The organism is Sphingopyxis sp. GW821-FHT02C12 (assembly GCF_059421785.1).
In genome coordinates this window covers 135,773-150,907 of sequence record NZ_JBWKVQ010000001.1, presented here as the reverse complement: position 1 = coordinate 150,907, position 15,135 = coordinate 135,773, and the positions used below count along the sequence as shown (strand labels likewise).

Annotated in this window: 9 protein-coding genes and 1 tRNA gene; 9 read left to right on the top strand and 1 reads right to left on the bottom strand. The window is 66.4% G+C overall.

All coding sequences use genetic code 11. The features are described from left to right. Window positions 1-23 precede the first annotated feature (23 nt). From AC07U1_RS00680 to AC07U1_RS00670, 3 genes are all read left to right on the top strand, one after another. Window positions 24-1,577 (top strand): acyl-CoA synthetase, encoded by a 1,554-nt coding sequence (locus AC07U1_RS00680; protein ID WP_495178576.1) that lies wholly within the window; start codon window positions 24-26, stop codon window positions 1,575-1,577. A 1-nt stretch (window position 1,578) separates the two neighbouring features. Further along, window positions 1,579-3,099: an AMP-binding protein gene (locus AC07U1_RS00675; RefSeq protein ID WP_495178575.1), complete on the top strand. Its 1,521-nt coding sequence runs from the start codon at window positions 1,579-1,581 to the stop codon at window positions 3,097-3,099. A gap of 207 nt (window positions 3,100-3,306) precedes the next feature. Beyond that, window positions 3,307-4,026 carry an enoyl-CoA hydratase/isomerase family protein gene (locus tag AC07U1_RS00670; RefSeq protein WP_495178574.1) on the top strand — a complete coding sequence of 240 codons (720 nt, stop codon included), beginning with the start codon at window positions 3,307-3,309 and terminating at the stop codon, window positions 4,024-4,026. A 281-nt stretch (window positions 4,027-4,307) separates the two neighbouring features. Here the strand turns inward: AC07U1_RS00670 and AC07U1_RS00665 are convergent. Next, window positions 4,308-4,394 (bottom strand) — tRNA-Leu (locus AC07U1_RS00665). A gap of 318 nt (window positions 4,395-4,712) precedes the next feature. On the opposite strand from AC07U1_RS00665, the gene AC07U1_RS00660 reads away from it, so the two are divergent. The 6 genes from AC07U1_RS00660 to gspF all read left to right on the top strand — a co-directional run bounded on the left by AC07U1_RS00660 (window position 4,713) and on the right by gspF (window position 15,128). Next, entirely contained in the window at window positions 4,713-6,272 is a 1,560-nt protein-coding gene (locus AC07U1_RS00660) for a beta-helix domain-containing protein (protein WP_495178573.1), read from the top strand. 89 nt (window positions 6,273-6,361) lie between these two features. Next, complete coding sequence (locus AC07U1_RS00655) at window positions 6,362-9,064, top strand: TonB-dependent receptor domain-containing protein (protein WP_495178572.1); 2,703 nt, start codon at window positions 6,362-6,364, stop codon at window positions 9,062-9,064. A 287-nt stretch (window positions 9,065-9,351) separates the two neighbouring features. Beyond that, window positions 9,352-10,218: a type II secretion system protein N gene (locus AC07U1_RS00650; RefSeq protein ID WP_495197618.1), complete on the top strand. Its 867-nt coding sequence runs from the start codon at window positions 9,352-9,354 to the stop codon at window positions 10,216-10,218. Between the two features lie 5 nt (window positions 10,219-10,223). Continuing rightward, a complete protein-coding gene (gene gspD, locus AC07U1_RS00645; RefSeq protein WP_492736373.1) occupies window positions 10,224-12,428 on the top strand; it encodes a type II secretion system secretin GspD in 2,205 nt (734 codons plus the stop codon). Then, the gene (locus tag AC07U1_RS00640) at window positions 12,425-13,918 is read left to right on the top strand and encodes a GspE/PulE family protein (protein ID WP_495178570.1); all 1,494 of its coding nucleotides are present in this window, start codon (window positions 12,425-12,427) and stop codon (window positions 13,916-13,918) included. Before gspD ends, AC07U1_RS00640 begins: the two co-directional genes overlap by 4 nt. After that, a complete protein-coding gene (gene gspF, locus AC07U1_RS00635; protein WP_495178569.1) occupies window positions 13,911-15,128 on the top strand; it encodes a type II secretion system inner membrane protein GspF in 1,218 nt (405 codons plus the stop codon). Before AC07U1_RS00640 ends, gspF begins: the two co-directional genes overlap by 8 nt. The last annotated feature ends 7 nt before the right edge of the window (window positions 15,129-15,135 follow it).

Below are 15,135 nucleotides of genomic sequence, written 5' to 3'. Positions count from 1 at the left end.
CGCCTTTGCCTAGAGGATCGTCGATGCATCCCAGAATTCACGCCGCCCGCAACCCCGATCAGGCCGCCGCGATCCTGTCGGAAACGGGGGAGACCCTGACCTATGGCACGCTCGAGCAGCGCGCGAACCGCGGCGCGCATTTCCTGCGCAGCCTCGGCATCCAGGCCGGCGATACCATCGCGATCTGGCTTCCCAATGTCCTCGAATATTACGAAATCTACTGGGCCGCGCAGCGGGCCGGCCTCTATATCACCCCGATTTCGACCAAGCTGACGGTAGAGGAGGTCGCTTATATCCTGCGCGATTCGAGCTCGCGGTTGCTGGTCACGAGCGGGGACATCGCCGAACTGGGGGCCTTCATCGACGTCGCAAGCGCAAGCGCACCGGATCTGCAGCATATCTATGCGCTGGGTGCGGGGCACGGAACGCTGCCCGGCTGGGATGCCATCGCGGACTTTCCGGCCGATCCGATCGCCGACGAAAGCGCGGGCTTTCACATGGTCTATTCGTCGGGCACGACCGGGCGGCCAAAGGGCATTCGCCTGCCGTTGACGGGCGGACCGGCGACCGAGCCGCATATGCTCGCCGAACGGCAGGCCGCCCGTTACGGCACGGGCCCGCACAGCGTCTATCTGTCGCCGGCGCCGCTCTATCATACCGCCCCGCTCGCGATCTCGACCGCCGCGCAGCGGCTGGGCGCGACCGTCGTGCTGATGCCGCGCTTCACCCCCGAGGCCGCGCTTGCCGCGATCGCGACCTATAGGGTCACGGTGACCCAGATGGTGCCGACGATGTTCCTGCGCATGCTGCGGCTGCCCGAACAGCAGCGGGTCGCTGCCGACGTCTCGTCGCTGACCCATGTCATCCACGCCGCCGCGCCTTGCCCGATCGAGGTCAAAGACCGGATGATCGACTGGCTCGGGCCGATCATCTACGAATATTATGGCGGTTCGGAAGGCAATGGTTCGACCTTCATCACCTCGGAGGAATGGCTCCGCAAGAAGGGTTCGGTCGGCCGCGCCGATTGGGGCACGATCCATATCTGCGACGAAGAGGGGCGCGAGCTTCCAGCCGGTGAGCAGGGGCTGATCTATTTCGAGGGCGGCTGGAACTTCCAATATCTGAACGATGCCGAGAAGACCCGCGACTCGCGCCATCCGACCGAGCCGGGCTGGTCGGCGCTCGGCGACATTGGCTATCTCGACGCCGACGGCTATCTGTTCCTGACCGACCGCAAGAGCTTCATGATCATCTCGGGCGGGGTGAACATCTATCCGCAGGAGATCGAGAATCTGCTGACCGTCCACCCGAAGGTCGCCGATGTCGCGGTCATCGGCGTGCCGAGCGCCGAGATGGGCGAAGAGGTGAAGGCCGTCGTCCAGCCGCGCGACCCGGCCGATGCCGGACCCGAGCTCGAGGCCGAGCTGATCGCTTATTGCCGCGAACGGTTGAGCGCGGTCAAATGCCCGCGCAGCATCGATTTCGAGGCCGAGCTGCCGCGCCACGAAACCGGCAAGCTCTACAAGCGCGAGATTCGCGAACGCTATTGGGCGGGTTTCGCACGGCGGGTCGCCTGAGATGGCGGCGGTGCCCGGCAGCCTGATCGGGGCGATCCTGGAAGCCGAGGCCCGCGCGCCGGGCACGCCGCTCGTCGTCGCGTCGGACGGGCAGCCGAGCCATACCACGCTGGCCGAGGTCGTGGCGGCGGGGCGACGGATGGGGACGCGGCTCTCCGATGCCGGGGTCGCGAAGGGCGACGTCGTCGCCGCGATGCTGCCCAACTGGCGCGAATGGCTGGTCGTTGCGGTCGCCGCCGCGCAGTCGGGCGCGGTACTGCTTCCGATCGTGACCATCTATGGCGCGACCGAGCTGGGTTTCATCCTGCGCCAGTCGGGTGCGAAATGGCTGTTCACCCCCGAACGCTTTCGCGGCGTCGATTTTGCCGCGCTGATCGGAACCTGTGGTGCGCTCCCGGCGCTGCGGCATCATGTGGCCGTCGGGCCGGTGTTCGACCGGCTCACGGCCGAGGGCGTGATTGCCGATCCGGTGCCGTGCGATCCGCGGGACATGGCGCTGCTCGTCTATACCTCGGGAACGACCGCGGCGCCGAAGGGGGTCATGCATTCGGCTGCGGGCATGCTGGCCGAGCTCGCCTCGATGCGCGCGCTGCGGGCGCGGGGGAAGCTGGAGGTCGTGCTCTCGCCCTGGCCGCCGGGCCATGTCGCGGGCGCCTTGGCGATGTACCGCTTCCTGTGCGACGCGGTGCCGCTCGTCCTGATGGATCATTGGGACGCCGCGGTCGCCGCCGGCCTCATCGAGACCCACCGGGTGACGACATCGTCGGGAACGCCCTTTCACCTGTCGGGCACCATCGCCGCGGCGGGAGCCGAGGGCCGTGACCTGTCGTCGCTCGAGCAATATCTGGTCGGCGCGGCGCCGGTTCCGGCGTCGCTGGTCGAACGGTGTCGGGCACAGGGCCTGGCGGTCTATCATTGTTACGGATCGAGCGAACATCCGACGGTCACCTCGGGCGTGGTCGACGATCCGGTCGAAAAGCAGCTTCATACCGAGGGGCGGCCGACGCCCGGTACGATGCTCCGCTTCGTCGACGACGCAGGCGTCGACGTCGCATCCGGCGAAGAGGGCGAAATCTGCACCCGCGGCCCGGACCTGTTTCTCGGCTACCTCGACCCGGTATTGAACGACGCGGCCTTCCTGCCGGGGGGCTGGTTCCGGACCGGCGATATCGGCCGCCTCGATGCCGAGGGCTATCTTCACATCACCGACCGCAAGAAGGACATCATCATCCGCGGCGGCGAGAATATCTCGTCGAAGGAAGTCGAAGCGGTGCTGCTGACGCATCCGGCGATTGCCGATGCCGCGGCGGTCGCGGCGCCCGACGACCGGATGGGTGAGATCGTCCGCGCCTGCGTCGTGCTGAAGCCCGGCGCCACGCTCGATTTCGAGGGGCTGCGCACGCATTTCGCCGCGGCGGGCATCGCGAAACAAAAGACCCCCGAACGCCTGACGATCGTGACGGAACTGCCCCGCAATGCGACCGGCAAAGTGCTGAAGCATATGCTGCGTCTTGCGGGGTGATGGATATAGCGAGCATCCAACCTTGCCGGCGAGCGGTGCTCGCCGGCTATTTTTTGGCGTGCGTCTGGGCGGCGGGCTCGACGATCGGCTCCATCTGATACGCATCAAAAGGCGGGGAAGGCCATGACCAGTACCACCTCTCTTTCCAAATCGCGCCACGGCCGCGTTCTTAAACTGACGCTGGAAAGCGATTGCGGCCGGCATCCCGTGTCGCCCGAACTCGGCCTGGCCCTTCACAGCAGCATCGCCGACGCCGAAAGCGATGACGCCGTCGGCGCGATCCTGTTGACCGGCAGCGGCAAGACATTTTCGGCTGGCGGCGACATCGGCGGTTTGATTGCCGGGCTCGACGCGGCGCGGCCCGACGCGGAAACCAGCGCGCTTCTCGCGCGGTCGGCTTCGGGCTGTCTCGCGCTCATGAACGCCACCAAGCCGACGATCGCACTCGTGAATGGCGCCGCGGCAGGGGGCGGGCTGGCGCTGGCCGCCGCTTGCGACATACGGCTCGCGAGCCACAGGGCCAAATTCGCCTTCGCTTATCCCCGGATCGCCCTTGCAGGTGACCTTGCGGCCTGCTGGAGCCTCAACAGGATATTGGGACCTTCGAGGGCGCTCTATTTCGCGCTGTCGGCCAAGCGGCTTTCGGCAAGCGAGGCCCTGGCGCTCGGTTTGATTGCCGAGGTTCATGCCGATGATGGTCTTCAGCAAGCCGGGCTGACGCTCGCGCAAGACATCGCCTCGATGTCGCCTATGGCGCTTGCGCAGGTGAAGATGAATTTTCGGGCGGCCGCCACGGTCTCGAGAGACGAGGCGATCGAAATCGAAAGCGATAATTTTCTGCTGGCACGCGCCCATCCCGACCATCGCGAGGCGGCGATGGCCTTTATCGAAAAGCGAAGGCCGCGATGGACGCAGGGCGCGCGTTGAACCCGGGGCTTTGTCGCCTAGCCTGTCGGCAATGGTCGATCATGTCGACACGGGCAATCGCAGGGCATGACGCGCAGCGCTTGAGGACGATCGAGCGTCCTCATCGCTGGCACGGCCGAGAGGGCAGGTTCGTGTCTGGCTGATCAGATGGGCGAGGGCGCGCGCCGGCCCATGGAGGGGTTCGGTTCGAACGGCCGTCGATCGGTAAAGCGCCCGGAGCTGCGCCGCGTTGCGGCTGCAATCTCTCCGATGCCTGATTTCCCAGGTCCCGCAGGACTGAGTGGTGCGGTCGAGAAGACTCGAACTTCCACGGCCTTTCGGCCACAACGACCTCAACGTTGCGCGTCTACCAGTTCCGCCACGACCGCACATCATGATGGGGCCGAACGGGTCCGGCTCCGGGTAGGAGCGGGCGCCTAGCAAAGCTTTTCGGGCGATGCAAGCAAGCTGTGCCGCATTTATTTTCGCAGCTGCGAACAAGTCGCGTGACGCGCTTTGGTGCTTGTCACGAAACCGACTCCAAAGAGTCACTCAAATGTCATCGCTCTGGCGTCAGACCGTCACCGAATCACCCTAGTGGCGGCGTCACCGGGGGCGCGGCGGGGCACTCCTCTCGAACCGGCCGGTGATTTTTCAGCAGGGGCGCCGACCGATCCGGCGGCGCACAGCGGATAACGGAGAATTTCATGGCGGCTTTCGCGCGCGTTCGTTTGGTCATGCTCAGCAGCGTGGCCTGTTCTATTCTGGCCGCCTGCGGTGCCGACGGTGTCGCTTCGCCCGGTGAAGGCGTCATCGTGATCCCGGCGCCGACCCCGACCCCCACGCCGACCCCGACCCCCACGCCGACCCCGACCGGCGTCACCCCTGCCGCCGCTTGCCCGAGCATCGCCGGCCCCGCGCTGTCGGATCTCGGCACCATCACCGGTCCGCAGGGTACCTGGCGCAACTGCGGCTTCCCCGCGCGCTTCACCGCCTCGACCGCGATCCCCAAGGTCGCCGGCGTCATTTACTCGCTCCCCGGCCGCGTCGATGTCGGCACCGACCAGGGCGCGACCAGCACCAACACCGACGTCACGCTGACGATCGACCCGGGTGTCACCATCTTCGGTGCGACCGGCGTTTCCTACCTCGTCGTCAACCGCGGCAACCGCATCGACGCCGTCGGCACCCCGGCGCAGCCGATCATCTTCACGGGTCGCGGCAACGTCGTCGGTTCGGCCGACGACAATACCTCGCAGCTGTGGGGCGGCGTCGTCCTGCTCGGCCGTGCGCCGGTCACCGACTGCCTCGCGCCGGGCGCCACGCCGGGCACCGCCGCGTGCGAACGCGACACCGAAGGCACGTCGAACGCCCTTTATGGCGGCGCGCAGCCGGCCGACAATTCGGGCCGCATGTCCTATGTCCAGATCCGCTACTCGGGCTTCATCCTCAGCGCCGACAAGGAACTGCAGGGCCTGACCCCGTCGGGCGTCGGTTCGGGCACCACGATCGAGAATATCCAGGTCCACAACAGCTCGGACGACGGCATCGAAGTGTTCGGCGGCCGCGTCAACATGCGCAACCTGGCGATCACGGGCGCCGAGGATGACGGTCTCGATACCGACGTCGGCTACAAGGGCAATGTCCAGTTCCTGCTCGCGGTACAGCGCGCCGGCGGCACGGTCGGCGACTCGATGCTCGAAATCGACTCGAACGGCAACGAAGACACCACCCCGCGCCAGAATGTCGCGCTGTCGAACTTCACCTTCATCCACCGCGCCAATGCGGCGGGCAACACCGCGTCGGTGCTGATCCGCGGCGGCGCCGACTATCGCCTGATGAACGGTCTGATCGTGGCGCCGGGCATCTCGTGCGTGCGTATCAACTCGGCAACGACGATCCAGACCACGGGTGCCGACGAAGCCGGGCCGCCGAAGTTCGACTCGGTCAATATGCAGTGCGGCGGCGCCAGCGCCTTCCTTGGCACCAGCGGCGTCACCAACGATCAGGTCGCGACGATCTTCAACGGGGGCACGAACAACAGTTCGACCTATGTCCCGACGCTGTCGAACGTGTTCATCAACGGCGCCACCGAAACCGCCCGCCCGGCGTTCAACCCGGTTCCGATCAACGCCTTCTTCGTGAACGCGGGCTATGTCGGCGCGGTGCGCGATGCCAGCGACACGCGCTTCACCGGCTGGACCTGCAACAGCGCGACCGCGAGCTTCGGTTCGTCGAGTGCCGCGTGCACGCTCATCCCGGTCTGACGCGCCTTCGTACCTGAATTGGGGCGGGGCGCACCACAGAGGCGCGCCCCGCCCCGCTTATCATCCGAATTATAGGGGTTTTTAGGGCCATGACCAAACGGTCGATTTTCGCCAGCATGCTGCTCCTCTCGTCGGCGTTGGTCGCGCCGGCCGCACTGGCACAGGACGCCGGACCCGCGGGTTCGAGCACCGAAGCCACGCCGCCGACCGCCGATGCCGCCGATCCGGCGCCGGCCGACGACGATCAGCCCGATGTGTCGATCCCCGGCGGTTCCGATCAGGAAATCGTGGTCACCGGCCGCTATACCCCCAATGTCGTCCGCGCGACCCCCGAGGTCGTGTCGGTCCTTTCGTCCGCCGACATCGCGCGCACCGGTGAGGGCGATATCTCGGGCTCGCTCCAGCGCGTCACCGGCCTGTCGGTCGTCGGCGGCGGCTTCGTCTATGTCCGCGGCCTCGGCGATCGCTATTCGCTCGCGCTGCTCAACGGTTCGCCCTTGCCCAGCCCCGAGCCGCTGAAGCGCGTCGTGCCGCTCGACATCTTCCCCTCGAACGTCATCGACTCGACGCTGGTCCAGAAAAGCTATTCGGTGAACTTCCCCGGCGAATTCGGCGGCGGCGTGATCAACCTCACCACCAAGTCCACCCCGCGCGAGAATTTCCTGACTTTCTCGGGTGGCATCGGATGGGACAGCGAGACGACCAACGAACTCGGCTACACCTATTATGGCGGCGACGCCGACTGGACGGGTTTCGACGACGGCACCCGCGATGTGCCGAAGTCGCTCGCCGCGGCCTTTGCCAGCGGCAAGCCGATCATCGAGGGCGCCGATTTCAGCAAGGACGATCTCGAAGCGATCGCCATGGACCTCGTCAATGCGCCGACGACGCTGCTGCAACAGAACAACCATATCCCGGTCAACTGGTCGGCGGGCGTCACCGGCGGCCTGACCATCCCGATGGCCGACGGCGAACTCGGCATCATCGCGACGGCGGGGATCAGCAACAAGTGGCGCACACGCGACACGCTGCAGCAGACCTCGGTCGAGGCCGACCTGTCGGGCGATCCGCAGACCAGCTACAACCGCGTCGTCACCGACAATCGCGTCGTCGTCAACGGCCTGCTCGGCTTCGGGCTCGAGATCGGCGATCACAAGCTGCGCTGGACCAACCTCTATATCCGCGACACCCTCAAGCAGGCGCGTCTCGCGCTCGGCACCGACCAGAACCAGTCGGGTCGCGACATCATGAAGCAGGACACGGCGTGGTACGAACGCCAGCTGATCAACACCCAGTTTGTCGGCGAATTCCATTTCGACCGGCTCAAGCTCGACCTGCGCGGCGCCTATGCCAATTCGCAGCGCGAAGCGCCCTATGAACGCAGCTTCACCTATGTCCGCACCAATCTGCCGACCGCGCAGGACCCCGTCGGCGACAAGTTCGTCAACGACCTTGGCGGCAACAAGGGTGACGCGACGATCGCCTTTTCCGACCTGAACGAAGATCTGTGGTCGGGCGGCGTCGACCTGTCCTACGAAATCGCCCCGCGCATCACCGGGACGGTCGGCTATGCCTATAGCGATACCAGCCGTACCTCGGTGCGCCGCGCCTTCCAGTATCGCGCTTCGAACCTGCCGATCCCGGTGCAGCAATTGCGCCCCGACTATCTGCTTTCTGACGCGTCGATCCAGCTTTACGACATCACGCTGCTCGAAACCTCGGCGCAGGACGGCACCGCGGCGTTCGACGCGGCGCTGACCACCCATGCCGGCTATGCGCAGGTACAGGCCGAACTGCTGTCGGGTGTCAACATCAACGCCGGCGTCCGGTACGAGGATGCCAAGCAGACGGTGTCGCCGATCGACCTGTTCAATTCGGGCGCGTCGTCGATCGTCGATACGAACCTGAACAACGACTATTGGCTGCCCGCGGTCACCCTGACCTGGGAAGTCGCCCCCGATATGCAGCTGCGCGTCAGCGGGTCGAAGACGATCGCCCGCCCGCAGTTTCGTGAGTTGGTGGCGCAGGTCTATCAGGATCCCGAATCGAACCGTCTGTTCCGCGGCAACCCGTCGCTGACCGACAGCAGGCTGACCAACGCCGAAGCGCGGTACGAATGGTATTTCGCCAAGGATCAGCGCCTGACGGTCGCGGGCTTCTACAAGTCCATCGACAATCCGATCGAGGCCTATACCTCGATCTCCGACTCCTCGGTCAACACCAGCTACGCCAACGCGCCGAAGGCGACGCTTTATGGCGTCGAGTTCGAACTGCAGAAATATTTCCCGCTCGACACGCTGTCGGATGCGCCTTTCTGGTCGAGCCGCCGCTTCGTATTGATCGGCAACTATACTTATACCCAGTCCGACATTTCGGTCGCGGCGGGCGATACCACGACGATCAACGGCGTGGTGCAGGATGCGAGCAACTTCTTCTTCGACGGCTCGCCGCTTACCGGTCAGTCGGACCATCTGGTCAATTTCCAGATCGGGCTCGAGGATCAGGACCATTTGTCGCAGCAGACCCTGCTCGTGACCTATGCCAGCCCGCGCGTCACCAGCCGTGGTCCCTCGGGTCAGCCTGACCTGCGCGAAAAGCCGGGGATTTCGCTCGATTTCGTCGCGCGCCAAGGCATCAACCTGCTGAACAAGGAAATCGAACTGAAGTTCGAGGCGCGCAACCTTACGGGCCGCAATTATGAAGAGGTACAGGAGTTCGGCGACAACCGGATCTTCTTCAACCGCTACAAGATCGGCCGCAGCTTCTCGCTGAGCGCGTCGCTGAAATTCTGATGAAACATCCTCCCTGCCGCGAAGCGGTGGGGAGGGGGCCGCGCCCGAAGGGCGTGGTGGAGGGGCATCGACGCTGCGTCAAAGCCCCTCCGTCAGCCCTTCGGGCTGCCACCTCCCCATGCCCGCGGCACCGGGAAGATAGATACGGCGAGCCGCCACAGGCCGGACTCGCCCGACTGTCAAAAAACTGTAATCTTCCCGTCAGCTGATTGTCACCAATCGCCCCTAGGCGATTCGCGAGGCACCATGGTGATGCGGGGGATAAACAGGTTTTCATGGCGACGCTGATGTCCGGATCGGCCGTTCGGTTGCCGCGCGGATTGCCCGCCTGGCTGCGCGCCGGTCGGCGCTCGCCGCGCGCGGTCTGGCCGATGCTGCTCGTCGGCCTGCTCGCCTTGCTGCTCGCGGTGCAACTCGTACGGCTCGTCTGGACGCTCGTCACCCCACTGTCGCCGCTTGGCGCCTGGCAGACACAGACCGCGGTCATCGCGTCGCCCGCCGAGCGCCGCGCGCTCTTCACCAGCTTCGATCCCTTTTTCCGGACCGGCGGACAGGGGCCCGCCTCGGCGACGGTGACCGCTCTCGGCCTGACGCTGTTCGGCATCAATATCAACGAAGCGACCGGCGGCGGATCGGCGATCATCGCCGCCGAGGACGGGATCCAGAACAGCTACGCCGTTGGCGACGAGATCGCGCCGGGGGTGAAGCTCGTCGGGGTCGCTTTCGACCATGTGCTGCTCGACCGCGGCGGTGCGCGCGAAAGCCTGTTCCTTGACCAGAGCGGCGCGGCGCCTGTTGCGACGCCCGCGACTCCGCTGCCCGCGCCGACCCCCGAGGTCGGGTCGGCGCCTGGCAATGATGCGGTCGCCGGCGAACTCTCGCCCGCCGCGTTGAAAAGCGGCGTCGGCTTCGCACCGCGCAGCGAAAACAGCCGCGTCACCGGGGTCGTCGTTCAGCCGCAGGGCGACGGCGCCGCCTTCCGCGCCGCGGGCCTGCGTCCGGGCGACGTCATTCGCGGCGTCAACGGCCGCCCGATCGGCTCGGCGGGCGATGCCGCCGCGCTCGCCAATCAAATCACACCGGGGGCACGCCTCTCGCTCGAAGTCGAGCGCGGTGCCAACGTCGTCCCGATCGCCATTTTTGTTTCGAAGTAGGGTATATGCGCCTCAAACTGTCCCTGATGCTTGCCGCCGCACTGGTTTCGGCCACGCCGACCGCCGCGCTTGCGCAATATACGCTCAACGTCCGCGACGCCGATATCCGCGCCTTCATCCAGGATGCGGCGCGGATCACCGGGCGCACCTTTGTCATCGACGGGCGCGTCAACGGCAAGGTGTCGGTGGTGACCGACCGCCCGCTGTCGCGCAGCGAATATTTCGAAATCTTCCTCGCCACCTTGCGCTCGAACGGTCTCGTCGCGGTATCGGGACCGAACGGCAGCTATCGCATCCAGCCGATCGACGGCGCGGCGTCGCAGCCCGGCCGCATCGGCAGCGACCGCGCGGCGCAGAACCAGTTCGTCACCGAAATCATCCGCCTGCGCCATATCGATGCGGTCGCCGCGGTGGAGACGTTGCGTCCGCTGGTCAGCCCCCAAGGTTCGCTGACGGCGAACCGCAACGCCAACAGCCTGGTTGTTGCCGACTTCGCCGATAATATCCGCCGCATCCGCGCGCTCGCGTCGAGCATCGACCGCGACAGCACGACCAGCCAGATCGTGACGCTGAAAAATGCCGGCGCGCGCGAAATCGCCGCCGCGCTTCAGGCGCTCGCGCCGGCGGCGGGGGAGGGCGCGCAGGCGCCGGTCGCGATCGTTCCGATCGACAGCAGCAACGCCATCGCGCTGCGCGGCGACCAGGCGCTCGTGGCGCGCTTTGTCCAGATGGCGAACGACCTCGATCAAAAGGCGGCGGGCGGCACCGAGCTGCGTGTCTATTGGCTCGACCATGCCAACGCCGAAACCTTGCTCCCGACCATCCAGCAGCTCATCGGCGGCGGCAGCGATCCGGCGCAGAAGGCGGGTCTGCCGGCGGCGTCCTCGTCCTCGTCCTCTGGCGGCAACGGTGCATCGACGGCCGCCCCGGCCCCGGCCGCGGCGCCCGTCTCGACCGGCGGCGGCGGGAGCGGCAGCATCGCGACGCGCGGCCCCGCGATCGTCACCCGCTACGAAGGCGCCAACGCGATCATCGTCGCCGCCAACCCCGACGTCCAGCGCATGCTCGGCGAACTGATCCGTCAGCTCGACAGCCGCCGGCCGCAGGTGCTGGTCGAGGCGATCGTGGTCGAGATCGGCGACGATGCGGCGAAACAGCTCGGCGTCCAGTTCCTGCTCGGCGGCAAGAATATTCCCTTCGTTGCGACCAGCTACGGCAACGCCTCGCCCAACATCCTGACGCTCGGCGGGGCCTATGCCGCCAACCAGTTGTCGCAGCAGACGACGACGGTGAACGGCAACACCACGGTGACGCAAACGAACAGCTCGCTCGGCAACAGCCTGCAGGAAGCGGCGGCGGCGTCGCTGCTCACCGCGACCGGCGGGTTCGCGGGATTTGCGGGCGACATCGGCAAGAATACGGTGTTCGGGGCGATCATCAACGCGGTGAAGTCCGACACGACGTCGAACCTGCTGGCCACCCCGCACATCGTCACCCTCGACAATCAGGCGGCGAAATTCCTTGTCGGTCAGGAAGTGCCGATCACCACAGGCGAAGCGCTCAGCGACAATTTCGACAACGCCTTTCGCACCGTCCAGCGCGAAGAGGTCGGCATCAAGCTCGACGTCACGCCGCAGGTCAATGGCGCGGGCGAAGTGAAGCTGTTTCTCCGCCAGGAAGTGTCGAGCGTCGCGGGACCCGTCTCGTCGCGCAACGGCGACCTGATCATCAACAAGCGCTCGTTCGAAACCGTGCTGACCGTCGACGACGGCGAAATCCTCGCGATCGGCGGGCTGCTCAACGACGACGAACGCAAGACGATCGAACGGATCCCGCTGCTCAGCGACATTCCGCTGATCGGCGAATTGTTCAAATCGCGCAGCCGCTCGCGCTCGAAGACGAACCTGATGGTCTTCATCCGCCCGACGATCCTGCGCAACCGCGAGGACAACGCCGCGCTCACCGCGCGCCGCTATGGCTATATTCGCGACACCCAACTGCGCCGCAATCCCGACGAGGAACCCGCGCTCGACACGCTGGTCCGTGACTATATGGGCGCCACCCCGCCGTCGCCGCCGACCGCGACCGACATCACCGTCGGCCCGGTCGATCTGCCGGCGCTGCGCGGCCCCGACGGCAGCGTCACGACGACCGATGTGCCGCCCTCGATCTCGAACGCCCCCGCCCCGCCGCCGGGAGATTATCCGTGACCGAAGGCGAACCGATCGCCGCGCCCCCGGCGCCGGTCGACATTCCCTATGCCTTTGCCCGCACCCACGGCGTCGTCATCGCGCCGGGCGAGGGCGGCGTCTGGCTTGCGACCCTGCGCGAAGGCGCCGACCCTGCGGTGTTGATCGAGGTGAAACGCCACCTCGCGCAGCCGCTACGCGTCGCCACCATCAACCCCGCCGATTTCGACCGGCTGCTGTCGGACCATTATGCCGTCGATGCCTCGGCGGCGGCGATGGCGGGTTCGCTCGACGGCAGCGACATGGATTTCAGCCTGCCCAGCGCCGAGGATCTGCTCGACAGCGCCGACGACGCCCCCGCGATCCGTCTGATCAACGCGATCATCGCCGAAGCGGTGCGGCAGGGCGTCAGCGACATCCATATCGAACCCTATGAAAGCGGGCTCGTCGTGCGCATGCGCACCGACGGGGTGTTGCGCGAACATCTGCGCATGCCGCCGCATGTCGCGCCGGTCGTGGTCAGCCGCATCAAGGTGATGGCGCGGCTCGACATCGCCGAACGCCGCATTCCGCAGGACGGCCGCATCGGGCTTACGCTGGCGGGCAAGGCGGTCGACGTCCGCGTCTCGACGCTGCCCAGCCGTGCCGGCGAACGCGTGGTGATGCGTATCCTCGACAAGGACGCGGCGGGCATCGATTTCGACGTCCTCGGCCTGTCGGGCGCCGCGGATCAGATCTTGCGCGAGGCGCTGGCCGAACCCAATGGCATCATCCTTGTCACCGGCCCGACCGGGTCGGGCAAGACGACGACGCTTTACGCTGCGCTCAAGCAACTCAACGACGGCCAGCGCAATATCCTCACTGTCGAGGACCCGGTCGAATATGCCGTCGACGGCGTCGGCCAGACGCAGGTGAACGCCAAGGTCGGGCTCGATTTTGCGGCCGGGCTTCGCGCGATCCTGCGCCAGGATCCCGACGTCGTGATGGTCGGCGAAATCCGCGATCGCGAGACCGCCGATATCGCGGTGCAGGCCTCGCTGACCGGCCACCTCGTCCTTTCGACGGTCCACACCAACGACGCGGTCGGCGCCATAACGCGTCTCAAGGATTTGAAAGTAGAGCCTTTTCTACTGGCATCGACGCTTCGTGCGGTCATCGCCCAGCGACTTGTGCGCAAACTTTGTGAAAATTGCCGCGAACCGGTGCAGGCCGACAACAGCATCGCCGCGATGCTCGGGCTCGACATCGGCACCGTCATCTGGCGGCCCAAGGGCTGCGATCATTGCGGCGGCACCGGTTATAAAGGCCGGATCGGGGTGTTTGAGGCGATCAAAGTCGACGAGACCGTCCGCCGCTATATCTATAACGGCGGCGACGAGGCGATGATCGTCAAGCACGCCTTCCTCAAATCGCCAACGCTCGCGTCGGCGGCGCGGGCGATGGTCGCCAAGGGACTGACCACCGCCGAGGAAGCGATCCGCGTCGCGCGGCGCGAGGAAATCGATGCCTGATTATCGCTATGTGGCGATCGATCCGCAGGGCCGCGAGCGCAAGGGGCGGCTGACCGCCGCCAACGATGACGCCGCGCGCGCCGATCTCGTCCGGCGGAAATTTCATATCGTCGCGGTCGAGGCGGCGGGATCGAAGCCGGCGGCGGGCCGGTCGCTGTTCGCGTTTCGCCGCACCAAATTGTCAGCCAAGGAACTCGCGCTTTTCACCCGCCAGCTCGCGACGCTCGCCGAGGTCGCGCCGCTCGAGGAAGCGCTGCGCACGCTGACCCGCCAGAGCGAAGCCGAGAGTGCGCGCACCGTCATCGGCGACGTCCACGCCGGACTGCTTGAAGGCCGCCGCCTCGCCGATGCGATGGCGCGCCAGCCGGGCAGCTTTCCGCCGCTGTACCGTGCGATGGTCGCCGCGGGCGAAACCACCGGCAGCCTGACGACGATCCTCGCGCGGCTTGCCGACCTGCTCGAACGCCAGGCCGAAGTGCGCGGCAAGCTGATCGCTGCGCTTGCCTATCCGATCGTGCTCGCCTTCGTCGCGATCGGCGTCGTTGCGGCGCTGATGATCTTCGTCGTCCCGCGCGTCGTCGAACAATTCACCGACTCCGGCCAGCAACTGCCGTTCCTTACCCGCGCGGTGATCGCCATTTCCAGCTTCGCCGCCAACTGGTGGTGGCTGGTCGCGCTGCTGTTCGCCGCCGCGGTCTTCGGCTGGGTGACCGCGATGCGCCGCCCGGCGTTCAAGGCCCGGATCGATGCGCGGCTGCTGCGTCTGCCGCTCCTCGGCCGCCTGCTCCGCGATCTTCACGCGGCGCGCTTCGCGCGTACCCTGTCGACGATGGTGTCGAGCCGCCTGCCGCTCGTCGAGGGGCTACGCCTGACCGTGCCGACGATCCGCAACGCCGCGCTGGCGGGCGCGACCGCGACGATCGTCGACCAGGTGCGCGCCGGCGGCGGTCTGTCGGCCGCGCTGCGCGACGCCGGGGTGTTCCCGCCCTTGCTCGTCTATATGACCGCCAGCGGCGAAAGCGCCGGGCGGCTCGAGCAGATGCTCGAGCGCGCCGCCGACTATCTCGAACGCGAATTCGACCGTTTTACCGCCGCCTCGATGGCGCTTCTCGAACCTGTCATAATTGTCGTTATGGGGTCGTGCGTCGCCCTCATCATCCTCGCCATCCTGCTACCGATCCTCCAGTTGCAGAACCTTGCCGGATTATAATAATGTC

Bases quoted from the DNA above. Each gene is read 5' to 3' on its own strand.
- gspF (WP_495178569.1), top strand. From the start codon at position 13,911: ATGCCTGATTATCGCTATGTGGCGATCGATCCGCAGGGCCGCGAGCGC.
- AC07U1_RS00680 (WP_495178576.1), top strand. From the start codon at position 24: ATGCATCCCAGAATTCACGCCGCCCGCAACCCCGATCAGGCCGCCGCG.
- AC07U1_RS00650 (WP_495197618.1), top strand. From the start codon at position 9,352: ATGTCCGGATCGGCCGTTCGGTTGCCGCGCGGATTGCCCGCCTGGCTG.
- AC07U1_RS00655 (WP_495178572.1), top strand. From the start codon at position 6,362: ATGACCAAACGGTCGATTTTCGCCAGCATGCTGCTCCTCTCGTCGGCG.
- gspD (WP_492736373.1), top strand. From the start codon at position 10,224: ATGCGCCTCAAACTGTCCCTGATGCTTGCCGCCGCACTGGTTTCGGCC.
- AC07U1_RS00660 (WP_495178573.1), top strand. From the start codon at position 4,713: ATGGCGGCTTTCGCGCGCGTTCGTTTGGTCATGCTCAGCAGCGTGGCC.
- AC07U1_RS00675 (WP_495178575.1), top strand. From the start codon at position 1,579: ATGGCGGCGGTGCCCGGCAGCCTGATCGGGGCGATCCTGGAAGCCGAG.